Annotated in this window: 24 protein-coding genes; 12 read left to right on the forward strand and 12 right to left on the reverse strand. The window is 67.6% G+C overall.

Features of this window, described 5'->3' with window-relative positions; genetic code table 11:
- Window positions 1-4 precede the first annotated feature (4 nt).
- From flgG to flgB, 6 genes are read right to left on the reverse strand one after another with little or no spacing between them, the layout of a single operon-like run.
- Window positions 5-793 (reverse strand): flagellar basal-body rod protein FlgG, encoded by a 789-nt coding sequence (flgG, locus tag FHW94_RS00860; RefSeq protein ID WP_168553918.1) that lies wholly within the window; start codon window positions 791-793, stop codon window positions 5-7.
- A 25-nt stretch (window positions 794-818) separates the two neighbouring features.
- Entirely contained in the window at window positions 819-1,574 is a 756-nt protein-coding gene (flgF, locus tag FHW94_RS00865) for a flagellar basal body rod protein FlgF (RefSeq protein ID WP_168553919.1), read from the reverse strand.
- 15 nt (window positions 1,575-1,589) lie between these two features.
- Window positions 1,590-2,402, reverse strand: coding sequence for a flagellar hook basal-body protein (locus FHW94_RS00870; protein WP_168553920.1), 813 nt, complete (start codon window positions 2,400-2,402; stop codon window positions 1,590-1,592).
- Window positions 2,403-2,436: 34 nt separating this feature from the next.
- Window positions 2,437-2,811 (reverse strand): flagellar hook capping FlgD N-terminal domain-containing protein, encoded by a 375-nt coding sequence (locus FHW94_RS00875; RefSeq protein WP_168553921.1) that lies wholly within the window; start codon window positions 2,809-2,811, stop codon window positions 2,437-2,439.
- 1 nt (window position 2,812) lies between these two features.
- Window positions 2,813-3,229, reverse strand: a complete 417-nt coding sequence (gene flgC, locus FHW94_RS00880) for a flagellar basal body rod protein FlgC (RefSeq protein WP_168553922.1) — start codon at window positions 3,227-3,229, stop codon at window positions 2,813-2,815.
- Between the two features lie 2 nt (window positions 3,230-3,231).
- Window positions 3,232-3,594 (reverse strand): flagellar basal body rod protein FlgB, encoded by a 363-nt coding sequence (gene flgB, locus FHW94_RS00885; RefSeq protein WP_168553923.1) that lies wholly within the window; start codon window positions 3,592-3,594, stop codon window positions 3,232-3,234.
- Between the two features lie 253 nt (window positions 3,595-3,847).
- On the opposite strand from flgB, the gene FHW94_RS00890 reads away from it, so the two are divergent.
- The 8 genes from FHW94_RS00890 to FHW94_RS00925 all read left to right on the forward strand — a co-directional run bounded on the left by FHW94_RS00890 (window position 3,848) and on the right by FHW94_RS00925 (window position 10,623).
- Window positions 3,848-4,597: a MotA/TolQ/ExbB proton channel family protein gene (locus FHW94_RS00890; RefSeq protein ID WP_168553924.1), complete on the forward strand. Its 750-nt coding sequence runs from the start codon at window positions 3,848-3,850 to the stop codon at window positions 4,595-4,597.
- Window positions 4,594-5,061: a hypothetical protein gene (locus FHW94_RS00895; RefSeq protein ID WP_168553925.1), complete on the forward strand. Its 468-nt coding sequence runs from the start codon at window positions 4,594-4,596 to the stop codon at window positions 5,059-5,061. Before FHW94_RS00890 ends, FHW94_RS00895 begins: the two co-directional genes overlap by 4 nt.
- 63 nt (window positions 5,062-5,124) lie before the next feature.
- The gene (locus FHW94_RS00900) at window positions 5,125-5,679 is read left to right on the forward strand and encodes a flagella basal body P-ring formation protein FlgA (protein WP_168553926.1); all 555 of its coding nucleotides are present in this window, start codon (window positions 5,125-5,127) and stop codon (window positions 5,677-5,679) included.
- A gap of 119 nt (window positions 5,680-5,798) precedes the next feature.
- Window positions 5,799-6,134, forward strand: coding sequence for a flagellar biosynthesis anti-sigma factor FlgM (gene flgM, locus FHW94_RS00905; RefSeq protein ID WP_168553927.1), 336 nt, complete (start codon window positions 5,799-5,801; stop codon window positions 6,132-6,134).
- Window positions 6,131-6,499 carry a flagellar protein FlgN gene (locus FHW94_RS00910; RefSeq protein WP_168553928.1) on the forward strand — a complete coding sequence of 123 codons (369 nt, stop codon included), beginning with the start codon at window positions 6,131-6,133 and terminating at the stop codon, window positions 6,497-6,499. Before flgM ends, FHW94_RS00910 begins: the two co-directional genes overlap by 4 nt.
- A gap of 241 nt (window positions 6,500-6,740) precedes the next feature.
- Window positions 6,741-7,733 (forward strand): lytic transglycosylase domain-containing protein, encoded by a 993-nt coding sequence (locus tag FHW94_RS00915; protein ID WP_349237476.1) that lies wholly within the window; start codon window positions 6,741-6,743, stop codon window positions 7,731-7,733.
- A gap of 6 nt (window positions 7,734-7,739) precedes the next feature.
- The gene (locus tag FHW94_RS00920) at window positions 7,740-9,845 is read left to right on the forward strand and encodes a flagellar biosynthesis protein FlhA (RefSeq protein WP_168553929.1); all 2,106 of its coding nucleotides are present in this window, start codon (window positions 7,740-7,742) and stop codon (window positions 9,843-9,845) included.
- Between the two features lie 46 nt (window positions 9,846-9,891).
- The gene (locus tag FHW94_RS00925) at window positions 9,892-10,623 is read left to right on the forward strand and encodes a sigma-70 family RNA polymerase sigma factor (RefSeq protein ID WP_168553930.1); all 732 of its coding nucleotides are present in this window, start codon (window positions 9,892-9,894) and stop codon (window positions 10,621-10,623) included.
- 34 nt (window positions 10,624-10,657) lie between these two features.
- Here the strand turns inward: FHW94_RS00925 and FHW94_RS00930 are convergent, their stop codons facing one another.
- Entirely contained in the window at window positions 10,658-11,281 is a 624-nt protein-coding gene (locus FHW94_RS00930) for a L,D-transpeptidase family protein (protein ID WP_210425509.1), read from the reverse strand.
- A 406-nt stretch (window positions 11,282-11,687) separates the two neighbouring features.
- On the opposite strand from FHW94_RS00930, the gene FHW94_RS00935 reads away from it, so the two are divergent.
- Window positions 11,688-12,335, forward strand: coding sequence for a TIGR02281 family clan AA aspartic protease (locus tag FHW94_RS00935; protein WP_168553932.1), 648 nt, complete (start codon window positions 11,688-11,690; stop codon window positions 12,333-12,335).
- Here the strand turns inward: FHW94_RS00935 and FHW94_RS00940 are convergent.
- Together FHW94_RS00940 and FHW94_RS00945 are read right to left on the reverse strand one after the other, a co-directional pair.
- Window positions 12,307-13,566 carry a DUF418 domain-containing protein gene (locus FHW94_RS00940; RefSeq protein WP_168553933.1) on the reverse strand — a complete coding sequence of 420 codons (1,260 nt, stop codon included), beginning with the start codon at window positions 13,564-13,566 and terminating at the stop codon, window positions 12,307-12,309. The genes FHW94_RS00935 and FHW94_RS00940 overlap by 29 nt on opposite strands.
- 46 nt (window positions 13,567-13,612) lie before the next feature.
- On the reverse strand, window positions 13,613-14,830 hold the full coding sequence (locus FHW94_RS00945) for an SPOR domain-containing protein (protein ID WP_168553934.1): 1,218 nt from the start codon (window positions 14,828-14,830) through the stop codon (window positions 13,613-13,615).
- Window positions 14,831-15,103: 273 nt separating this feature from the next.
- Between FHW94_RS00945 and FHW94_RS00950 the strand changes: the two genes are divergently transcribed.
- From FHW94_RS00950 to FHW94_RS00960, 3 genes are read left to right on the forward strand one after another with little or no spacing between them, the layout of a single operon-like run.
- A complete protein-coding gene (locus FHW94_RS00950) occupies window positions 15,104-15,847 on the forward strand; it encodes a ParA family protein (RefSeq protein ID WP_168553935.1) in 744 nt (247 codons plus the stop codon).
- A 17-nt stretch (window positions 15,848-15,864) separates the two neighbouring features.
- Window positions 15,865-16,419: a hypothetical protein gene (locus tag FHW94_RS00955; RefSeq protein WP_168553936.1), complete on the forward strand. Its 555-nt coding sequence runs from the start codon at window positions 15,865-15,867 to the stop codon at window positions 16,417-16,419.
- A gap of 20 nt (window positions 16,420-16,439) precedes the next feature.
- Window positions 16,440-17,849: an SPOR domain-containing protein gene (locus tag FHW94_RS00960; protein WP_168553937.1), complete on the forward strand. Its 1,410-nt coding sequence runs from the start codon at window positions 16,440-16,442 to the stop codon at window positions 17,847-17,849.
- 51 nt (window positions 17,850-17,900) lie between these two features.
- Here the strand turns inward: FHW94_RS00960 and FHW94_RS00965 are convergent, their stop codons facing one another.
- From FHW94_RS00965 to FHW94_RS00975, 3 genes are all read right to left on the reverse strand, one after another.
- Window positions 17,901-18,386 carry a DUF4440 domain-containing protein gene (locus tag FHW94_RS00965; protein WP_168553938.1) on the reverse strand — a complete coding sequence of 162 codons (486 nt, stop codon included), beginning with the start codon at window positions 18,384-18,386 and terminating at the stop codon, window positions 17,901-17,903.
- 122 nt (window positions 18,387-18,508) lie between these two features.
- A complete protein-coding gene (locus FHW94_RS00970; protein WP_168553939.1) occupies window positions 18,509-19,651 on the reverse strand; it encodes an acyltransferase in 1,143 nt (380 codons plus the stop codon).
- 163 nt (window positions 19,652-19,814) lie between these two features.
- Window positions 19,815-20,870, reverse strand: coding sequence for a ribonucleotide-diphosphate reductase subunit beta (locus FHW94_RS00975; protein WP_168553940.1), 1,056 nt, complete (start codon window positions 20,868-20,870; stop codon window positions 19,815-19,817).
- Between the last annotated feature and the right edge of the window lie 145 nt (window positions 20,871-21,015).

Below are 21,015 nucleotides of genomic sequence, written 5' to 3' on the forward strand. Positions count from 1 at the left end.
CGCCTTACAGCGTCTGGTTGGCGTTCTTGAGCATGTCGTCGATGGCCGAGATCATCTTGGAATTGATCTCGTAGGCGCGCTGGCACTCGATCATGTCGACCAGCTCTTCCACGACGTTGACGTTGGACGCTTCGAGATAGCCCTGCTGGATATGGCCGCGCCCGGCATCGCCCGCATTGCCCACCTGGGCCGCGCCGCTGGCGCCGGTTTCCACCAGGAAGTTGTCGCCAATGGCCTTGAGGCCCTGCGGATTGGCAAAGCTGGCAATGGTGATCTGGCCCAGCGTGGTCGCCTCGGTGGCGCCGGGCAGCGTGGCCGTCACGGTGCCGTCCTGCGCCACGGTGATGGCGCTGGCGCCTTCGGGCACGGTGACCGCCGGCTGCAGGGCATAGCCTTGCGAAGTGACGAGCGTGCCTTCCGATGACCGGCTGAAATTGCCCGCGCGGGTATAGGCCAACTGGCCACCGGGCAGCGTCACCTGGAAAAAGCCGTCGCCATCAAGCGCCAGGTCGAGCGCATTGCCCGTGCTCTGCAACTGGCCCTGGTTTTCCATCCGCGCGGTGCCCTGAAGCGAAACCCCGGTGCCCAGGTTGAGCCCCGTGGCATAGGCGGTTTCGTTGGACGATTGCTGCCCGGCCACGCGCGTGTCCTGATAGGCGAGCGTGGCGAAATTGGCGCGATCGCGCTTGAAGCCGGTGGTGCTGACGTTGGCCAGGTTGTTGGCGATCACGCGCATCCGCGTGTCCTGGGCTTCCAGGCCGGTGCGGGCGACGTGCAGGGCGGAACTGGGCATGGCAGGGTCTCTCCGATTGGATTTTTCAGGTGTTCAGGCGCATCAGGCTGGCGGATTTCTCGTCCACCTCGCGCGCGGTGGAGGCCACTTTGGTGCGCATTTCGAACAGGCGCTGGGCTTCGACCATTTCCACGATCACCTGGGTGGGATCGACGTTGGATTGCTCCAGCGCGCCGGGGGTGAGGCGGGCTTCCTCGTCTTGCGGCAGGGTGCCCATGGTGTTGTTGGCGCCGGTCACGTGGAACAGCCCGTCCAGCCCCTTGCCCACCTGGCTGCCCGCCGTCGAAACCAGCTTGATGCGGGCAACGACCTGGGGCGGGGTGGAAGGGTTCTGCGGGTCGGCGGCCATCACGCTGCCATCGGGCGCGATGGTCACGATCGTGCCGGTGGGCACGGTGATCGGCCCCCCATCGCCGATCACCGGCCGCCCATCGCCGTTTTGCAGCACGCCATCGGCGGTGATCGTCAGATCGCCGCGACGGGTATAGGCCTCGCTGCCGTCCTCGGCCTGTACCGCCAGCATGGTGTCGCCGCTGAGCGCCACGTCGAGCGGGTTGCTGGTGGCGATCGTGGCACCTTGCTTGCTGCTGGACCCCTGCACATAGCCTTGCGTCATCGCGCGCGCTTCGAGCGCTGGGCCCTTGAGCGTGATCGGCGTGGCGCTGAGCATCTCCTGGCGGAAGCCGATAGTCTGCGCGTTGGCCATGTTGCTGGCGATCACGCGCTGGCGCACCATCGACCCGGCCATGCCGGAATAGGCGGTGTAGATCAGCCGGTCCATGGCCGGTTACCCCCCTTAGCTGCGCAGGTTGAGAATGGCCTGGGTGGCCTGGGTGGCAGTGTCGATCGCCTTGGCATTGGCCTGGTAGGCGCGCTGCGCCACGATCAGGCCGACGAGTTCGTCCGACACTTCCACGTTGGAGCGTTCGAGATAGCCCGACATCAACTTGCCGTACTGGCCGTTGGTGGGCTCGCCATAGTTGGCGAGGCCGGACAGGTTGGTGGCGGTCCAATTGGCCGAACCCTGCTGGCGCAGCCCTTGGGCGTTGAGGAACGTGGCGAGGCCGATCTTGCCGATGATGGTGTTCGAGCCATCGGCATAGCTGGCCGCGACATTGCCGTTTTCAGAAACCGTGAATCCGGCAAATTCCGATCCGGCAGCATTGGTTGTAGGCACCAGAGCGTCGGTCATCGTCGTGCTGGTCACGGCGCCGGTGGAGTCGGTGGGAAACATCTGCACGCGATTGCCCTGGGCATCGGTGACATAGCCGCCCGAATCCATCTGGAACGCGCCATTGCGGGTGTACATCGTCTGGCCGGTGGAGGGCGAAACCACGGTAAAGAACCCATCGCCGCTGACTGCCAGGTCCAGCGAAGAGCCGGTGGAATCGAGCGCGCCCTGCTTGAAGTTCTGGGTGATCGCCTCGACCTTGGCACCGATCCCTTCGATCAGGCGCGGGTTGGTAAAGGCCGTGCCGGCGACCACGTCGGCAAAGCTGACGGTGCTTTTCTTGAAGCCGTTGGTTTCCGAGTTGGCGATGTTGTTGCTGACCACGTTGAGATCGGTCTGCGCATTCTTGATGCCGTTGAGCGACGTGTAGAACGACATGGGCTGGTTTTCCTGTCGGTTGGGGGAGGGAGGGTCAGGCGGTTGCCGTGGTGGCTGCCGTGCCGGAGGTAGACGCCGCCGTCTGCGCGGCGCTGATCGCGGCGAGTTGCTGCGAAATCGTCTGCAGCGTCGCGGCGATCTGGCTGTTCGAAGCGTTGGCGGAATTGAGCTGATCGAGCTTGTCGGAAATGTCGGTGAGCGTGCTGTTCATCTCCGTCGAGTTCGACAGCGAGGAAAACTGCGCGAGTTGCGCCACCATCTGGGTGTTGTCCACCGGCGAGGTGGGGTCCTGGTTCTGCAGCTGCGCGGTCAGCATCTTGAGAAAATCGGTGGCGCCAAGGCTGGCCCAACCGGTCTTGGCCGTGTTGGAGGAACCGGTGGTTGCGCTGGTTGATGTTACGGTGGTCATGTCACTTCATCCTCATCGTATCGAGCATCAGCTGCTTGGCGGTCTGCATCGCCTCCACCACGTTCTGGTATTGGCGGCTGGCTTCCATCATCTCGACCATCTCGGCGTTCTCATCGACCGGGGCGGTCCAGACATCGCCGTTGGCGTCTGCCAGTGGATTGTCGGGATCGTGGGTGCGCACGGCGGTGGTGTCGGTGCGGTAGACGCCCTGGACCTTGACCGTGGAAAGGCCGGTACGGCGATCGAGCTCTTCGGCAAAAACGGGGCGCAGCGGGCGATAGGCCGCCGCGTCGCTGCTGGCGACGTTGCCCGCGTTGGCCAGGTTCGATGCCGCTGCGTTCATTCGCACCAGCTGGGCCGACATGGCGCGGCCGGTCACGCCGAACAGGGTGAGGGGGGAATTGCCGTTGCCCGCCATGGTCAATCACCCTTGAGCGCGCGGGTCACTTCGCCCACGCGGCCCTTGATGAATTCCAGAGTGGCCGAATAGCCCACCGCGTTTTCGGCAAAGGCGGTCTGTTCCGTGGCCAGTTCCACCGTATTGCCATCGAGGCTGGGCATCACCGGCACGCGATAGAGCGTGGCGCCCGCTTCGGCCTGGCCCTGGCTGGCGCCGGCAAGGCGTGCCTTGAGCGCGGCGCCGAAATCGATGTCGCGCGCCTTGTACCCGGGAGTGGCGGCGTTGGCGATGTTGGAGGCCAGCAGGCCCAGGCGCGTGGCGCGCAGTTCCAGCGCGGCGCCGTGGATGCCGAACAGGCCATCGGTTGATGCACTCTCGCTCATCGGTCGTGCTCTCGCTTTCCTTGGGCAAACAAACGATGCCGATGGTTTAGCAAGGGGCGTGCCAATTGCCGCAAGACCCGCAAACGCGGCGTTCCGGGGCGGCCGGCCGGCGTTGGCGCGGCAAGCCCTTGCCGATCGCGCTTGCCGATCGACGGCAGGCGCTGCCGCCCGCCCTGAAAGCGTGGCGGTCCCTGCCGTCCTTGCCGCCAAAGGTTTCGCGAAAAACCCGAGTTTCACGAAAGACAAGGCGCCGATGGATCCGACCCACCTGTTCGATGGCCAATCGGCCGTGATCGTCGTTGGCGGCACGCTGGTGGGCACCGTGCTGCGTTGCGGCTGGCGCGACAGCATGACCGCGCTGCGTGCCGTGGTGGCTTTGCTGCGCCCCGGCTTCGATGCCGATGCGATGCGCGCCGAACTGGCGCATGAAGTGGCGCTGATCCGCCAGGACGGTGTGATCCGCGCCAATCCACGCCGGCTGGCCGATCGCGAATTCGATTCCGCCACCACCGCCTTGCTGCGCACCCGGTCGCTCGATGGCTTGATCGAACAGCACGAAGCCTGGCGTCGCACGCGCCTGCGTCGCGCCACGGCGGCGGCGCGCACCCTGGCCCAGGCAGCGGATCTCTCGCCCGTGTTCGGCCTTGCCGGAACGCTTGTGGCGCTCAGCCAGCTCAAGGTGGAGAGCCTGGCCCACGGCAATTTCATCGGCGCCATTGCCATGTCGGTGCTGACCACGCTGTATGGCCTGCTGCTGGCGCATATCGTCATGGGGCCGCTGGGCCGCGCGGTGGAGCGCGCCTCTCAGGCCGAGGAAGAGGCGCGTGCCGAGGTCATGGCCTGGCTGACGCGCCAGGTCGGCCCGGCTTGCCCCGATCGGCATCGCAGCACGCCCCAGGCGCCACACGGCACCCACGCGCCTTATCCCGTGACCGCACCCCCCTTGGCCGAGGGCACGCGGCCGATCGGGTCACCCCCCCACGATCCGCGCGAAGTGGCATGATTGCGCGGCCCGGGCAGACGGGATGGCAGACCATCCTGGCCGATCTGGCGCTGATCCTGTTCATGATCTGCGCTTCGGCCCTCTCCGTGGCGGAAGGGCCGGCGCCAGCGGCGGTCAAGGCCCAGGCCGCGCCCTTGCGCGCGCCGCCGCCGCCCCCGCCGCATCCCGTGGCGCCCTCGCAGCAGGCAGAGCCGGTGGGGGTGTGGCGCGATGGCCCCGGCGCACCGCCGCTGGCGCAGTGGCTGGCCGACCAGGCCGCCGATCCGCGCCTGCGCCTGTCGATCGTGGTGCGCTATGGCGCCCGGTCAGCCAACCCGCATTCCGCGCGCGAGGCGGCGCTGGAGCAGGCCGCGCGCCTTGCCCGCACCGCCGGCCCGCGTGCCGGCAGTGCCCGCGTGGTGGTGGAACCGGGCGCACAGCCGGGCGCCAGCGTGGCGCTGGGCTATGACGAGGAAAGCCTGTGAGGCAGGAAATGGCATGGCTTTTGCTGAAATCCGGGCAATCCGCCTCGTTTCAGGAAAAGCTCCATGCCCGCTGCCCCGTTCCGGCCCGTTCTTGCCGCCAGTCTTGCCGTCCCGCTTGCCGTTTCCACCCTGGCGCAGGCCCAGGTGGCGCGCGCGCCGGCCACCCGCTTTGCCGATATGGCCGCGATCGACCAGGCCGTGGCCCAGTTTACCGGACGCGCCATCGGCGTGCCCGGTGGCGCGGCCCAGCCAGTCGACCGCCGCTTGCGCCTGGTGGCGTGCACGGCGCCGCTGGCGCTGGGTTGGCGGGCCGCTGCGCACGACAGCGTCTTGGTGCGCTGCCCCGATGCGGGCGGTTGGCGCCTGTTCGTGCCCGTGGCCGCGGCGCGGGCCGAGGCGGCCGCCACCCCCGCACCACCCGTGGTGCAGCGCGGCGAGGCGGTGACGATCGCGATGGTTGGCGATGGCTTTTCGGTGGAGCAGGGCGGCGAAGCCATGGATGTCGGCCCCTTGGGCGGCTGGATCCGCGTGCGCACCGATCCTGCCAAGGCCGGACGCAGCGATGCCCTGCGCGGACGCGTGGTGCGCCCCGGCCTGGTGGAAGTGCCGGTGGATTGAAGCCGGCCCGGCGCATGGGATCAGGCATGCCCAGCGCATCCGGCAAAATTCCGCCGCATGGCCTTAAACTCTCGGGACCGGCGCCGTTCTTCCCGGCATAACCCCCGAGGAGCTCGACCATGTCCAACATCGAAATCGGACCGTCGCGGCCGGTTGGTGCGGTCCAGGTCAAGATCGCCACTGCCGATACGGCGGCGCCCCAGGCCGTTGCCGAAGCGCCGGCCAGCCCAAGCGCCGCGGCCACTGCCGCGCCGTCTGCGCCGGCGACGATCGCCAGCGCCGCATCTGCCACCGTCGCCACCAGCGGCGCCACTCGCGCCGGCGATGTGCCGGTGAGTAGCGATCGCGTTGCCCAGATCCGCAAGGCGATCGAGGAAGGCCACTATCCGGTGATCCCCGCCCAGATCGCCGATGCCATGATTGCCGCCGGCATGCTGCTGAGGACCCCCCAATGACCGTTGACGCACCGATTTGCCATCCCAACGATCTGCGCCAGGCCCTGGGCCAGATGATTGCCGTGCTGAATGACGAACGCCTGGCCCTGGCCGGCCTGGATATGGATGCGATCATGGGGTGCGCGGTGGACAAGGCGGCCCTGTGCAGCCGTCTGGAAGCGGTGGCCACCGATGCGATCGACGAGGAATGCCGCGGCATGGTCGATGCCGCGCGTCGCCTCAATGAAGCGAACCGCCGCGTGCGCAACCTGATTGCCGCCAATGTGGCCGCCCGGCTCGATGCGTTGACCGGCGCTCCTGCGATCTATCGCGCCCGCGCTGGCGAAGTGCGGGCCCATCACGCCCGCACCGCCCGGGTGCGCTAAATCATCGGTTTGCCGGCGCGGCCAAGGGCTGTGCCGGCAAACCGGCAAATCCTCTCCGGCGCCGCGTGCCGTTGCCCTTTCAGGGCCGGCACGCGGCGCTTTTTTGCGCGGCAAATCGTTGAGAATGAGGGAATCCGTCCCAGTAACGCGAAACTGGCACAACCTTTGCTGAACCATCCTTGTCGCGGCACGCCAACCAGGGCGTGCTGCCGCCAGCACAAGGATACGGGCGTTGAGTTCAGTGCAAACTTCTGCCGCGACCCTTGCCGATCCGGCAATCGGCACGATCGCGGCCAGCGCGGCAACCGCCAGCCCGGTGCATGCCGCCATTGCCAATGCGGCCAATGCCACGGGCGTGGACTTCGGCTATCTGCTGGCCCAGGCGCGGCTGGAATCCGGGCTCGATCCCCGTGCTCGCGCCCGCACGTCGAGCGCGGCTGGCCTATACCAGTTCACCGGGCAGACCTGGCTCAAAACCCTGGCTCGCCACGGCGCCGATCATGGCCTGGATTGGGCTGGCGATGCGGTGGACGATGCCGCCGGCAATCCGGCACTGCGCAGCCAATTGCTGGCGCTGCGCCATGATCCGCAGCTTTCCGCGCTGATGGCCGGTGACCTGGCCAACGACAACCGGGCGGCCCTGGCCACCACACTGGGCCGTGATCCCGACAATGCCGAGCTCTATCTCGCGCATTTCCTGGGTGCGGATGGCGCGTCCCGGTTCCTTGCCGGCCTTGCCGGCAATCCCGAGGCCAGTGCCGCTGCGCTGCTGCCCAAGGCGGCCGCGGCCAATCGCACGATTTTCTATGACCGTAGCGGCGCGCCGCGTTCGCTGGGCGCGGTGATGGCGCTGCTGCGCAGCCGGTTGGAGGCGGCTGGCAGTGACGCTGGCGGCCTGCCGGCATTGCCTGGAATGCCGCTATCGGGGCAATGGCCGCTGGCCACCATGCCCTATGGCGATCTGTCCGGGCTGGATGGCCCCTGGGCCAGCCTGCCTTCAGGCGCACCCGATCTGGGCGCGGGGCGGCAAAGCTATACCGGCGGCCCGGTGGCGCAGGAGTTCCAGCAGGCCGCGGCTGCCGCAGGCCAGGCCAGCGGTGGTGCGGCCGGCAATGCGGGCCACACGTCGATGGCCGATACCCTGCGCGACACGTTTGTCCTGGCGGGCAGCGGCACGCCGGGCAGCGGCCACGTGGCCCGCGCCTATGGCCGGCTCAAGGCGATGGGGCTCTAACCCACCATGTTCAAGCGATTTGGCTCGCCCGGTGCCATGGCCCTTCCGGCCGGCATCCTCATGCTCATCGTGCTGATGATCGTGCCGCTTCCCTCGATGCTGCTCGACATGTTCTTCGTGCTCAACATCGCCTTGTCGGTGGCGATCCTGATGGCGGCGATGAACGCGGAAAAGCCGCTGGATTTCAGTTCTTTCCCGTCCGTCCTGCTGTTTGCCACGCTGCTACGCCTGGCGCTCAACGTGGCGTCCACCCGTATCGTGCTGGTGCGCGGGCATGAGGGCGAAGCGGCGGCCGGCCACGTGATCGAGGCGTTCGGCGCGTTCCTGGTGGGCGGCAATTTCGCCGTCGGCCTGTTCGTGTTCATGATCCTGATGATCATCAACCTGGTGGTCGTGACCAAGGGTGCGGGCCGCGTTTCGGAAGTGTCCGCCCGCTTCACCCTGGATGCCTTGCCGGGCAAGCAGATGGCGATCGATGCCGATCTGGCGGCCGGTCTGATGAGCGCCGACGAGGCCAAGTCCCGCCGCCGCGAGGTTTCGACCGAAGCGGATTTCTATGGTGCGATGGACGGCGCCAGCAAGTTCGTGAAGGGCGATGCGATCGCCGCGCTGCTGATCCTGGGCGTCAATATCCTGGCCGGCTTTTGCCTGGGCATGATCACCCATGGCTTGAGCGCGGGCGAAGCGGCGCAGCGCTATGTCACCCTGGCGGTGGGCGATGCGCTGGTGGCGCAAGTGCCCTCGCTGCTGCTGTCGATCGCGGCGGCGGTGATCGTCACCCGCGTTTCGGACACGCGCGACCTGGCCGGCCAGATCGGCCACCAGTTTGCCAACCCCTCGACCTGGCTGCCCGTGGCGGTGATCCTGGGCGCGATCGGCGCCATTCCCGCCATGCCGCAAACGGTATTCCTGCCCGCTGCGGCGGGCGCGGGCTGGCTGTGGTGGGCCCTGCGCCAGCGCGCACGCCGCCCCGAGCCGGTGCTCGAACCCGAAGCGCCGCCGAGCGACCCTGCGCGCATCACGCTGGAGGAAGTGAGCGACCATACGCTTGTCACCATCGAGCTGGGCTATGGCCTGGTGCACTTGGTCGACGAGCGGCGCGGTTCGCCGCTGGTCACCCGGATCACCGGGGTGCGCAAGCAGTTGAGCCAGGCGTTCGGCTTTGTCGTGCCGCAGTTCCGCGTGCGCGACAGCCTGGACCTTGGCCCCAACGATTATCGCATCATGCTGGGCGGGGTGCCGCTGGGCGGGGCGACCGTGCGGGCCGATCGCGTGCTGGCGATCGACGCGGGCGAGGCACGCACCGATCACGGCCTGATGGGCGAGGCGACGCGCGACCCCAGCTTTGGCTGCCCGGCGCTGTGGATCGAGAACCACTTGCGCGACCAGGCCATCGCCGAAGGCTTTTTGACGGTGGACGCCAGCACGGTGATCGCCACCCATCTCAACCAGTTGCTGAGCGAACGGCCGCAACTGCTGCTGGGACCGGACGAAGTGCGCGCGATCCTGGAGGCGGTGCGCGAGCGCGCGCCGGGCCTGGTGGAAACGCTGCATCCCCAGCCTTTGTCGCTGGCGGCGCTCACCCGCCTGCTCCACGCCTTGCTGGAAGACGGGGTGACCATTGCCCACCCGCTGCCGATCCTCTCGGCGTTGAGCCAGGCCGTGCTGCAAACCACCGAGCACGAAAAGCTGGTGGATCTGCTGCGCGCCGAACTGGGCGGGCTGATCGTGGCGCGGGTGTGCGGCCCGGCCGAGCGGCTGCCGGTGCTGACGCTTTCGGCGCAGCTGGAAGGCATGATCGTGGGCGGGATGCACGATCCCGTCACCGGTCAGCCGGTGATCGAGCCCGATCTGGCGCGCACCATCGGTGAGCGCGTCAACCTGATCATCGCGCAGCGCGGGCCAGGCGCGATTTCGCCCGCGCTGATCGTGCAGCCGCGCGCGCGGCGGGCGCTCGCCGCGCTGATGCGCCAGCGCGCCCCTGCCTGTCTGGTGCTGTCGATCGCGGAATTGCCGCCCACCCAGCCGATCGAGGTGGTGGCCGTGATCGGCGAGGAGACGCCCACCGGCCCGCCGCAATTGCCGCCGCCAGAGCCAGCGATGGCGGCCTGATCCCTGCTGCACCTGCCCCCTTCTTCAAAAAAGAAAACGAGCTTTCATGAAACACGATCACCGCAGCTTTGCCGCCTCGCGTGCCTATCGTGACGACACCGCCGACCGCATCCGCCGTTTCCTGCCGATGGTGCGACGCCTGGCCTGGCACGTTCACGGCTCTGGCCATGCGGGGGTGGATGTCGATGATCTGGTCCAGGCCGGCCTGGTGGCGCTGACCGAATGCGCGCAAAAGCATTCGGGCCCCACCGAAGATGGCTTTGCCGCCTATGCCAAGCTGCGCGTGCGCGGCGCGATGGTGGACCTGTTGCGGCGCACGATGCCGCTCTCGCGCACCTCGTCGGATCGGCGCCGCACCTTGCGGGAAAAGACCAACCAGCTGACCATGGAACTGGGCCGCATGCCCACCGAACCGGAACTGGCGCGCGCCCTGGGCCTGTCAGACACGGAGCTGGCCGAACTGCGCGCGGCGAGCGAACCGGTGCGGATAGAGGCGATCGACGATGCCTATTCCGACAGCGACGCTGCCTTTGCCGACGACCGGCCCGATGCCTTTGCCCAACTCGCCGATGCCGAAAGCCGCCAGATCGTGGCCACCGCGATCGCTGCCCTGCCCGAACGGCTGCAACTGGTGATCCAGCTCTATTTCGTGGAGGAACTCAACCTGGCGGAAATCGCGCAAGTGCTGGAAGTTTCGGTGCCGCGCGTCCACCAGTTGAAAGCCCAGGCGCTCGACAAGCTGCGTAGCGGCCTGGGCAGCGGGTTTGAAATTCTGTGATCCTCCCCGTGTCGGGGAGGAAACGCGCCGCGATTCAGCCCCCTGGGTTGATCGAACCGCCCACGCCCAGCCGCTTGCCATCAGTGATGATCACCTTATCGCCCAGGCTGGCCACCTTGAACAGGCGCTTGGCGAATTCGTTGGGCACGCCGACGCAGCCATTGGTGGCATAGCCTTTTTCCACCTTGGACCCGTGGATCGAGACGCCATCGTTGGTCAGCCGCAGCATGTAGGGCATCGGCGCGTCATAGAGGTTGGAGACGTGGGTGGCATCTTTCTGGGTGATCGGAAACACGCCCAGCGGGGTGGGCTTGTCGCCATAGCCCTTGAGAATGGCGGTGGCGCCGATCTCGTGCCCGTTGCGAAATACCGAAAGCACGCGCGCCGTCAGGTCCACCGTGATCACCACCGGGCCGGGCTCGCCCTGGCTTTCGTCCCAATAGAATTGGCCAAAGCGGATGGGGCCGTCGATCTTGAGCACGGACTTGACCACGAAGGGTGTATCGACGGCGGCTGTCTGTGCGGGCGCCGGGGCGGCAGCCGGCGTTGGCGCAGGTTGGGCCTGGGCCAGCAGCGCCGCGGGCTGGGTGGCCTGTGCGTCGTCATCGCCGGCAAGCACGCGCGCCAGGTCCTGTCCCACGTGAAAGGCCAGCAACATGGCCAGCCCGGTGGCGCTGACGCCCACGGCCAGCACCGCCAGGCGCTGCCATTGCGGCCTGCCTTTGCGCGTGGGCCACAGCGCCTTGCGCCACTGCGCCAGCTTTCCCGCCATGCCTGACGATCCTTTCATGCGTAAACGATAGCCGTTGCGCGCGTCTCGGCCAAGGCACGCAGCCACGCTGTCTCGGCTAGGGACACAGCATGGCGGTATCGTTAATCACCGTGGTTGCGAAATGGTTGCACTGCAAGATCCTCCCCGCTCTGCGGGGAGGGGAACCGCCGCGAAGCGGTGGTGGAGGGGCCTGGATCGCGCCTGACACCTCCCCAGCGGGGATGGGGAGGATCATGCGGACGGGCGGCGTGTTTCAGCTTGGGGCAAGGTTGGCTATGCCACAAGCACGGCGATGATCGATCCGGCCCCCCTGCTCGGCGCGCTCCCGCCCTGGCTCACCAGCCCGCCGCCCCTGCTGGCTGCGGCCCTGGTGGCCATGGTGCTGGTAACCCTGGCCGGATTGGGCCACGGCGTGCTGGCGCGGCTGATGCGGTTTTGCGGCAACCTGGTGCTGGTGGCGGTGCTGGCGGTGGCGTGCCTGCGCTTCGTCCATCTCGATCCCTCGTTCGCGCACTTCATGCCCAGCATCGGCATGCCCGAAGCGCAGGTTTCCGGCGGGGAAGTGCGCGTGCCGCTGGCGGCCGACGGGCATTACTGGATCGAGGCGAACGTGAACGGCACGCGCACCCGCTTTATGGTCGATACCGGGGCCACGATCACCACGCTCTGTGCCGAAGGCGCGAGCGAGGCCGGCATTGCGCCTGATCCGCTGCGCCTGCCGGTGGTGATGCACACGGCCAACGGAGACGTGGAAGCGCAGACCGCGCGCGTTGAAACGCTGAAGTTCGGCTCCATCGTGGCGCGCGACATGGACGTGATCGTGAGCGAGACCACCGGCGGCCTCAACGTGCTGGGCATGAATTTTCTCAACCGCCTGAAAGGCTGGCGGGTGGAAGAAGGCGTGCTGATCCTTACCCCGCGCCATCCGCAGAGCGTGTAACGCCGGCAAAAGTCAGCTGGCGCCACAGGGCTTCCAATGGTCCCTGGCCAAAGCGCGCCAGCCACGCCTGTGGCCAGGCCAGCATCAGCGCCCAGCCCAGTCCCACGAACAGCGGCAAGCTGCCGCGCTGCACTTCATGGGCATTGCCCCAGCCCAGCCCGGCGCCCCATCCGCAGAACAGCGCGCTCATCACCAGGCTGGTGCCCAGGTAATTGGTAAAGGCACAGCGACCGGCGGCGGCCATGGCGCGGCCCGGCGCGCGGTCGGCCAGCGCCGGCCAGGCCAAAAGAAGCGCCGCGGCATAGCCCAGCGCCATGGCCAGGCGCGGCAGGGCGGCCATGTCGGTGGTGACGGCAAAGGTCAGCTGCGGCGGCCAGCCGGCATGATCGGCCCATAGCAGCAAGGCGGCGGTGGCCGCGCCGCCCAGAGCCGTGCTGCCCAACGCAACGGCCGCCATGGCCAGGCGGGGCCAGCGCGCGGTGAAGAAACCGCTTTTGAACAGGGCCATGCCGATCAGCATCAGCGGGAAGGTTTCGCTGAACGTGTTGAGCGCGGCGGTGATTGGAAAGGCGGGCGTGCCGATCACCCGCAGCGCCACCGCCTGGCCCCAGCCGGCGTGCAGCACTTGGACGTCGGCGGCCAGCGATTGCGCCACGCGCGTGGCGATATCGGCCATGGCGGCGCGATCGGCGGGCGTGCCCAGGCCGGCCAGCACGCGCTGCTCACCCGCAATCGCGGGCAGCGCGGCCAGGGCATCGAAGGCATGGGCCAGCACGAAGACCGGCAGGGCAATCGCCAGCAGCGCGCGGGGATCGAGCCGGCGCAGCGCCAGCGCCAGAAGGCCGCACAGCGCATAGGCGAACAGGATATCGCCCCACCACAGCAGCGCATAATGCAGATAGCCGAACAACATCAGCCACAGCAGGCGGCGCACTTGCATGACATCGCTTGAAAGGCCGCGCCGCTCCACGCTTTGCGCAAACAGGACCATGCTGGCCCCGAACAGCAGCGTGAACAGGCCGCGCATCTTGCCATCGAACAGCATGAAGCTGACCACGAACCAGCCCAGCCCGGCGCCATCGGGCCGGGGCAGGGCCGGGCTCAGGCTGGCCAGCTGCGGCCCCCAGAACCCGGTGATGTTGATCGCCAGGATGCCCAGCACGGCAAAGCCGCGCAGAAAATCCAGCGCGGCGATGCGTGCAGGCGGGGAGGCAGGATCGGGCGTGGTCATCCCCGCCGCCATGCACCGGGCGCGGCTGGCGGAAAAGCCAAAACCGTCAGGGTTTCAGGGTGATGCAATCCACACCGGCGCCCTTGAGCGCGGCACAGGCGCGTGAAGCCTCTGCCTGGCTGGCAAAGCCGCCAGCCAGCACGCGGGTGACCGCGCCCTGCGCCAGATCGATGCGCGGGTGCCCGGCCATTTCCGGCCGGCCGCGCACGCGCGCCCACAGGCTGTCGGCATTGCTCTTTTGCGCAAAGGCACCCAGCTGGATGCGAAAGGCGCCCGTCGCCGGGCGCGGGGTCTTTTCCACCGCAGGAAGCGGGGCAGACGCAGGCTTGGCCTGTGCCGGCTTTGGCGCCGCCGGCTTTGGCGCGGTTACCAGCTTTGGCGCGGGTGGCGTGGGCGGGGCCGGGCGCGGCGCGGGTGTTGCGCGCGGCACTTCCACCGGATTGGCATAGCTGGCCCCGGCCATGACCGGGCCATTGCCGTCTGCCGGCGTTCCCGGCTGCGATGCCGGCAAGTCCACCCGCGTCAAAGGCGTGGGGCCGGGCCGCGGCGTGGGCGCCGTGGGCGGCGCGGCGCTCGCCACGGCAACGGGCGCAGCGGCGGGCGCGGACGGGCTGTCTGCCGCGGGCACGCTCACGCCCAATTCGGCCGCCGCCAGTTCGCGCGAGCGCTGCTCGCTGGTGCGGGTTTCCAGGTCGCTGGCAAGAGAGGCGCCCATCTGGCGCTGTTCCAGCGGGATCACCTGGTTCATCGTCTTGAGGCTGTCGATCGCCTGGGGCAGGCCCACGGCCGCCGCGCGCGTCATCAGGGCATAAGCGCGCACCCAGTCCTTCGGCTGGAAATCGCCGTTGAACGCGGCCACACCCAGCACATACATCGCGCGCGGTTCGCCCCGGTCGGCCGAGGCGTTGAGCCAGGGCAGCGCTTCGCTTTGCCGCCCGGTCTGGAACAGCAGGATGCCATAGTTGTCGGCAGCGCGGGCGTGGCCCTGGCGCGCGGCCTTGTGAAACCAGTCTTCGGCCCTGGCCATGTCCTTGGGCATGCCGCGCCCCAGCTTGGCCGCCTGGCCCATGTTGAACTGCGCGTCGGCGTCACCCTTGGCCGCCGGCCCCTGCCACTGCCTGACGGCGGCGGCATAATCGCCGCGCGACCAGGCGTTCACCCCGTCGCGCACGTCGGCCCAGGCCGCGGCGGGCAACAGCGAGGCCGCCACAGCCAGGGCCGCCACCGTGCGAAAGGAACCGGTCTTGATGCGCGAATGAGTCATGACGAATGCGAATCTCTTGCCCAGGCGGTCCATTTGCGGGTTTCCCCTCAGATGTCTTGCGTGAAAAATGGTAAACAAGTTTTCCTGCATCGTCATCGCCGGCGTGAACTTGGCGGGTCTTTCGTTCTATTTCGGAACACGATTGCGCTGATGCTGTGGCAACTTTGTGCCGTGCCGGGTGCAGGGCCTGCAAAAGCGGGGGTGTTAACCAAAATTTCAGCGCAATCTGCGAATCCCTGATGCCTGACCGCACGGCAGTTTCAGGGGGACACATTGCGCGTACTGGCCTTGGCTTCGCAAAAAGGGGGATCGGGCAAGACCACCTTGTCTGGCCACCTTGCCGTGCAGGCGCAGCGCGCCGGAGCCGGGCCCGTGGTGCTGATCGACATCGATCCGCAAGGTTCGCTGGCCGATTGGTGGAACGAGCGCGAGGCCGATTTCCCCGCCTTTGCCCAGACCACCGTGGGCCGCCTGGCCCAGGATCTTCAGGTCCTGCGCCAGCAGGGCTTCAAGTTGGCTGTGATCGATACGCCGCCGGCCATCACCATGGCGATCCAGTCGGTCATCGCGCTGGCCGAGCTCATCGTGGTGCCCACGCGCCCTTCACCGCATGACTTGCGCGCCGTGGGAGCCACGGTCGATCTGTGCGAGCGGGCGGGCAAGCCGCTCATCTTTGCCGTCAACGGCGCCACGCCCAAGGCGCGGATCACCGCCGAAGCGATCGTCGCCCTGTCGCAGCATGGCACGGTGGCGCCGATCACGCTGCACCATCGCACCGATTTTGCCGCCTCGATGATTGACGGGCGCACGGTCATGGAAGTTGATCCCACCGGCCGGTCTGCGGCCGAGATCGCCCAGCTGTGGAGCTATATTTCCGAACGCCTGGAGAAGAACTTTCGCCGCACGGTGTTTGCCGTGCCGCAGCCGGGCCAGGCGGGCATGGCCCCGGTGCGCGCCCTGGGCGGCGCCGCGCCGCGCCCGGTCGGCAGCTTCGGCCGCCGCGTGATCGGCTCGTGAGCGAGAGGGAGCCTGCCATGACCACGCCAGAAACCAAGCCTTTTGCCTCGCTTACCGGTTCGCTGCTGGCGCGCAAGGGCGCCGCGCGCCCGGCGATGCGCAGCCATGTCTCGCTCGATTGGGCGGGGGTGGAAGCCGCGCCGGACGATCCGGCGCCGCTCGACGCGCCTTGTGTGGCGCAAGCCCTGCCGCTGGCAGATGTCGTCGCCCTGGAAGAGGCTGGCGAGGAAGACAGTCGCCCTGAAGTGTTGCGCCAGATCGCGCAGCTTTCAGCCGTGATGGGCCGCAAGGTGGCCGCCAATCGCCGCGCAGCGATGGATGTGGAACAACTTCCGGGCAAGAAGGTCGCCTTTACCCTGCGCCTCGATCCGCGCCGCCATGCCTTGCTGCGCGCCTGCTGCACGGCAGAGCGGCGCAGCGCCCAATCCCTGTTGATCGAGGCGCTCGATCGCCTGGTCGATGCCACGCCGGGCTTGGACGATGTGCTGGCCCAACTGCCTGAAGCCGCAATTCCAACCGAACTTTCGCTCCCTTCGCGCTCTACTGCCGCGCACTCGCGGCAGCCGCGCTGATGACTTGTCGGGAAACGCCCATGACTGCCCATCGCATGATCCGCTCGCTTGCCACCACGGCGCTGGCCGCCGGCCTCCTGGCCGGTTGTGCCCAGGGTGCTTCCCATCCGGGGCAAACCGCCGCCCGGGCGCAATCCGCGCTGACCGGTGGGGAAGCGGTCAAGGCCGTGGCCCTGGCCGAACAGGCCGTGCTCGCCGATCCGCGCAACCCCGGTTATCGCGTGCTGCTGGGCAGCGCCTATATGCGCGCCGGCCGCTTCGCCTCGGCCCGTCAGGCCTATGACGATGCGATGGAACTGGGCCAGGATGATGGCAAGGTGGCGCTCAGCCTGGCTTTGACCGACATTGCTCTGGGGCATGGCGACGTCGCGCTCGACACGCTGAACGCCCATCGCCAGCAGATCCCCGTGGCCGATTATGGCCTGGCGCTGGCGCTGGCCGGCCGGGCGGACCAGGCGGTCGAGGTGCTGAGCGGCGCGGTGCGCAGCGCCGATGCTTCGCCCAAGCTGCGGCAGAACCTGGCCTATGCTCTGGCGATGGCCGGCCATTGGCGCGAAGCGCGCGAAATGGCGGCGCAGGATGTGCCGGCCGATCAATTGCCGGCGCGCATGGCGCAGTGGGCGCAGTTGAACGATCCGGGCAACACCCGGTTGCGCGTGGCCGGCGTTCTGGGCGTGCCGGGCGGAATCGAAGACGAAGGCCAGCCCACTGCGCTTGCCCTCGCCAATTTCCCCGCCCCCGCCACGGGCCAGCCGGCCGAGCAGGCCGCCCAGGCCGCCACGGCCCAGGCTGGTCAGGCACCGGTGCTGGCCCAGTTTGCCGCGCAGGAACTGCCCGCGATCGACAATGGCGCGGCCCAGCCGCAAGTGGCCGATGCCAGCGCTGCCCCCACGGTGGAAAAGTTGGCCACGATCGACATGCCGCCTTCTGCGGCAGCGCCCGCTGCCATTGGCGCTGCCACACCGGCCTGGGCCCTGGCGCCGCGTCCCGGTGCGATCCCGGCCTCTGCCCCGCTTGCTGCGCGCAAGCTGGCCCGCGTTTCCCAGGCCGATCGCGCTCCCGCGCTGGTGGCCAAGGCTGCCCAGGCGCGCGCCGCCACCTTCGCGCCGCGCACCGATGCCGTGCCGGTGGGCACGCATCTCGTTCAGCTTGGCGCCTTTTCCACCCAGGAAGGCGCGCACCGCGCGTGGCGCCACTATCTGGCGGTGAACCCCGCGCTCAAGGGCTATCGCCCGGTCATCACCGCCGCGACGGTGAACGGCAAGCAGTTCTGGCGCACCCAGGCCGCTGGCTTTGCCAGCGCCACCCCGGCCCGCTCGCTGTGCGGCTCGGTCAAGTCCAAGGGCGGCGTGTGCATCGTGCTGGCCAACCCCGCCAGCGGCCAACCCGGCGCCGCGCCGGCAATCCGGTTCGCCAGCAATCGCCGCTAAGGACCAAAACGGCTACAGGCGCTATGCCCCTCTCTGCCCGGCAGGGAGGAGTCAGTTTCCAGCAATATCGCCGTTGCCATCGAGCCGGAAAGTCCCGCCCCGTAGGCGTCTGATCACGGTGATTTTGCCCGCGACCACGTTGTACGCGACGGCATCATATGTCCAGCAGCAGTCAGCTGGCGGTGTCCGGCCCCAGCTAGCCAGCGAATTGAAATACTCGATGAACAAGACCCGCCCTGCCGAGGCGTAGCCTGGCGCAAGTTTGAACGAGACACCCGTTGCCAGCAGTTTCGGGGTGAACGTTTTGAGCCAGGCCGCCTTGTTCTGCGCAACGCTTCGACCGTCTTCGAACACCTGAACGTCGTCTGCGAGAAGGGCTGCATATGCATCGGCGTCCTTCGCGGCGAATGCGTGGATGAGGCGTTGGGCAATGCCGGTATCTGCCGACGGCATGGGCGGCGGTGGAACCTGCGCCCAAGCGAAGGGTGCAGGTGTCAGGAGAAGCGCGGCGGTTGCTGCGTAAGGAAGCCACGCCATGCGTCTATTCCAGCTAGTTGCGTTCTGCTTTGTGCAGTCAGCCGCGGGATCGCGCAATGGACGCCTTTGTGTGCCGCTGTGGAAGGCACTGGATTCAATGCCTGGCCATTCCCCCAATGGGGTCATCCCCTTACCGGAACTGCCGACTCATGCCGGGTTGCCGGCTCGGCCAGGCGGCGGCGGTCGGCTCTGCGCAGCCAGGCTTGCAGGGGGGCGTCGAACCAGCGGTTGGCGGCCCAGGCAATGATGATGACGGCGCCGGCCTGGGCGAGGGCAAAGGCCGGTGCGGGCAGCGGTACGTGGCGGGCCAGTTCCACACCCACGCGCAAGACCGGGCCTTGCAGGATATAGATCGGGTAGCTGAGCAGGCCGAGCCATTGGGCGACCTGGGCGGCGCGGCCGTGCAGCGGGATGGCGGCCGCCAGCCACACCAGCACGGGAAAGCCAGCCAGCGCCAGGGCGCCGTCGTAAAGCGCAGGATCGAGGCCGAAGGCTTGCGCCGGATTGGCAAGCAAGGCGGCTGCGAGCACAGCGCAAAGCGCCAGGGCCAGCAGCGGGCGGGTTGTTCTGGCCGTGCGGCGCCAGCGGAACACTAGGATGCCGGCAAAGAACGGATAGATCACCCGTGCCGCGCCAAAGGCGAAGTTCGCCTTGTCCGTCCCGCCCATCAGCCGCCCGAAGTGAGCAATATCTGCCACAACGAGCACGGCGCCAAGGCCGACGAGGCCGAGCAGGACGCGTTGCGACAGGAAGCGAGCAAGGACAGCGTAGGCGATATTCACATAGGCTTCGAATGCCAGCGACCAGGCTGCCATGTTGAGCGGAAAGGCGGTGGGCCATTGCGGGAACAGCGGGCAGGGCAGCAGCGCCAGGGCAAAGCCCAGCGCCAGCAGCGCATCGCCCAACGTCACCGTGTGGCGCAGGAACACCGCGCCCAGGAATACGGCAAAACCCAGCAGCGTGCCCAGCGCCAGCAAGGGATAGAGCCGGCGGGCCCGCGCCCGCGCAAACCCGGCGCGCGAGAGCCGCCCATCGCGCACTTGCGCATCATAGGCAAAGGCAATGACGAAGCCCGACAGCGTGTAGAAGAAGTCCACGGCCAGGCCTGCGTGGGGCAGCGCGGAAAGGCTGTGCTGCTGCATCAGGTGATAAGCCAGCACGACCAGCGCGGCGATGCCGCGCAACGCGTCGAGCATGCCAAAGCGCATGGGCGCCGTGTCTGCCGGCGTGCTGCCTTTTGCCGCGTTGCGCGGATTGCCTGCCATCTTTGCCGCCCCTGTCTGCCGTCTCATAACGGATCAGGCAGGGGCGCCGGGCGAGCAATGGCAGGTGGATCGGAATCCGAGATTTAGGGGCTGTGCGCGAACAAGCCCCCTTCGCCGGACCTGTGGCCCGGCACCTCCCCCGCCATGCGGGGGAGGATCAAGGTTACTCGGCCGCGATGCCGGCGGCGCCGAACATGTCCACGTCAACCTCGGTGGTTTCGGTGGGGGTGTTGGCGGCCTTGGCCTTGCGGCGGCCGTCGAAGTTGGACCACACTTCGTTCCAGTTGCCGCGCGTGGCGGCCTTGGAATATTCGGTGGCGCGGGTTTCGAAGAAGTTGGCATGCTCCACGCCGTTGAGCAGCGGGGTAAGCCAGGGCAGCGGGTGTTCCTCGATCATGTAGATCGGGTCGAAGCCCAGCTGGCCCAGGCGCCAATCGGCGATGTAGCGGATGTAGCGCTTGATTTCCTTGGGGCTCATCCCCGGCACCGGGCCTTGTTCGAAGGCCAGGTCGATGAAGGCGTCTTCCAGGCGCACGGTCTTCTGGCAGCAATCAAGGATGTCTTCCTTGACCGCCTTGGTCAGGCACTGGCGCTCGGCACAGAATTCCTTGAACAGGCGGGTGATGCCTTCGCAGTGCAGCGATTCATCGCGCACCGACCACGACACGATCTGGCCCATGCCCTTCATCTTGTTGAAGCGCGGGAAGTTCATCAGCATCGCGAACGAGGCGAACAGCTGCAGGCCTTCGGTGAAGCCGCCGAACATCGCCAGGGTACGGGCGATGTCTTCGTCGTTTTCCACGCCGAAGTTCTGCATGTAATCATGCTTGTCCTTCATTTCGGCGTATTCGAGGAACATGCCATATTCGCTTTCCGGCATGCCGATCGTGTCGAGCAGGTGCGAATAGGCCGCGATGTGGATCGTTTCCATGTTGGAGAACGAGGCTAGCATCATCTTCACTTCGGTGGGCTTGAACACCCGGCCATACTTTTCGTGGTAGCAATCCTGCACTTCCACGTCGGCCTGGGTGAAGAAGCGGAAAATCTGTGTCAGCAGGTTGCGTTCGTGGTCCGACAGCTTCTGCGCCCAGTCGCGGCAATCCTCGCCCAGCGGAACTTCCTCGGGCATCCAGTGAATCTGTTGCTGGCGCTTCCAGTATTCATAGGCCCAGGGATATTCGAAGGGCTTGTAGGTCTTGCGGGCTTCAAGAAGGGGCATGGCTGCTGTCCTGTTGGGATAGGGCTGATATGGGGTGCGTCAGGCGGCTGGGAAAGCCTGGCAAAAGGGGTGAGGCGCGGTTTGCGACGGTCTGGGCCGGCTTCGCTGCGAATGGCGCCGTGCATGGCGGGCGGACCAAAAATGC

Origin of the sequence: Novosphingobium sp. SG720 (assembly GCF_012275365.1) — a bacterium.
In the GTDB taxonomy this organism is placed as follows: Bacteria; Pseudomonadota; Alphaproteobacteria; order Sphingomonadales; family Sphingomonadaceae; genus Novosphingobium; species Novosphingobium rhizosphaerae.

Bases quoted from the DNA above. Each gene is read 5' to 3' on its own strand.
- FHW94_RS00975 (WP_168553940.1), bottom strand. From the start codon at position 20,870: ATGCCCCTTCTTGAAGCCCGCAAGACCTACAAGCCCTTCGAATATCCC.
- flgF (WP_168553919.1), bottom strand. From the start codon at position 1,574: ATGGACCGGCTGATCTACACCGCCTATTCCGGCATGGCCGGGTCGATG.
- FHW94_RS00940 (WP_168553933.1), bottom strand. From the start codon at position 13,566: ATGACCACGCCCGATCCTGCCTCCCCGCCTGCACGCATCGCCGCGCTG.
- FHW94_RS00875 (WP_168553921.1), bottom strand. From the start codon at position 2,811: ATGACCACCGTAACATCAACCAGCGCAACCACCGGTTCCTCCAACACG.
- flgM (WP_168553927.1), top strand. From the start codon at position 5,799: ATGTCCAACATCGAAATCGGACCGTCGCGGCCGGTTGGTGCGGTCCAG.
- flgG (WP_168553918.1), bottom strand. From the start codon at position 793: ATGCCCAGTTCCGCCCTGCACGTCGCCCGCACCGGCCTGGAAGCCCAG.
- FHW94_RS00925 (WP_168553930.1), top strand. From the start codon at position 9,892: ATGAAACACGATCACCGCAGCTTTGCCGCCTCGCGTGCCTATCGTGAC.
- FHW94_RS00965 (WP_168553938.1), bottom strand. From the start codon at position 18,386: ATGGCGTGGCTTCCTTACGCAGCAACCGCCGCGCTTCTCCTGACACCT.
- FHW94_RS00920 (WP_168553929.1), top strand. From the start codon at position 7,740: ATGTTCAAGCGATTTGGCTCGCCCGGTGCCATGGCCCTTCCGGCCGGC.
- FHW94_RS00955 (WP_168553936.1), top strand. From the start codon at position 15,865: ATGACCACGCCAGAAACCAAGCCTTTTGCCTCGCTTACCGGTTCGCTG.
- FHW94_RS00945 (WP_168553934.1), bottom strand. From the start codon at position 14,830: ATGACTCATTCGCGCATCAAGACCGGTTCCTTTCGCACGGTGGCGGCC.
- FHW94_RS00930 (WP_210425509.1), bottom strand. From the start codon at position 11,281: ATGTTGCTGGCCTTTCACGTGGGACAGGACCTGGCGCGCGTGCTTGCC.
- flgB (WP_168553923.1), bottom strand. From the start codon at position 3,594: ATGAGCGAGAGTGCATCAACCGATGGCCTGTTCGGCATCCACGGCGCC.
- FHW94_RS00960 (WP_168553937.1), top strand. From the start codon at position 16,440: ATGACTGCCCATCGCATGATCCGCTCGCTTGCCACCACGGCGCTGGCC.
- FHW94_RS00910 (WP_168553928.1), top strand. From the start codon at position 6,131: ATGACCGTTGACGCACCGATTTGCCATCCCAACGATCTGCGCCAGGCC.
- FHW94_RS00870 (WP_168553920.1), bottom strand. From the start codon at position 2,402: ATGTCGTTCTACACGTCGCTCAACGGCATCAAGAATGCGCAGACCGAT.
- FHW94_RS00900 (WP_168553926.1), top strand. From the start codon at position 5,125: ATGCCCGCTGCCCCGTTCCGGCCCGTTCTTGCCGCCAGTCTTGCCGTC.
- FHW94_RS00970 (WP_168553939.1), bottom strand. From the start codon at position 19,651: ATGGCAGGCAATCCGCGCAACGCGGCAAAAGGCAGCACGCCGGCAGAC.
- flgC (WP_168553922.1), bottom strand. From the start codon at position 3,229: ATGGCGGGCAACGGCAATTCCCCCCTCACCCTGTTCGGCGTGACCGGC.
- FHW94_RS00935 (WP_168553932.1), top strand. From the start codon at position 11,688: ATGATCGATCCGGCCCCCCTGCTCGGCGCGCTCCCGCCCTGGCTCACC.
- FHW94_RS00890 (WP_168553924.1), top strand. From the start codon at position 3,848: ATGGATCCGACCCACCTGTTCGATGGCCAATCGGCCGTGATCGTCGTT.
- FHW94_RS00895 (WP_168553925.1), top strand. From the start codon at position 4,594: ATGATTGCGCGGCCCGGGCAGACGGGATGGCAGACCATCCTGGCCGAT.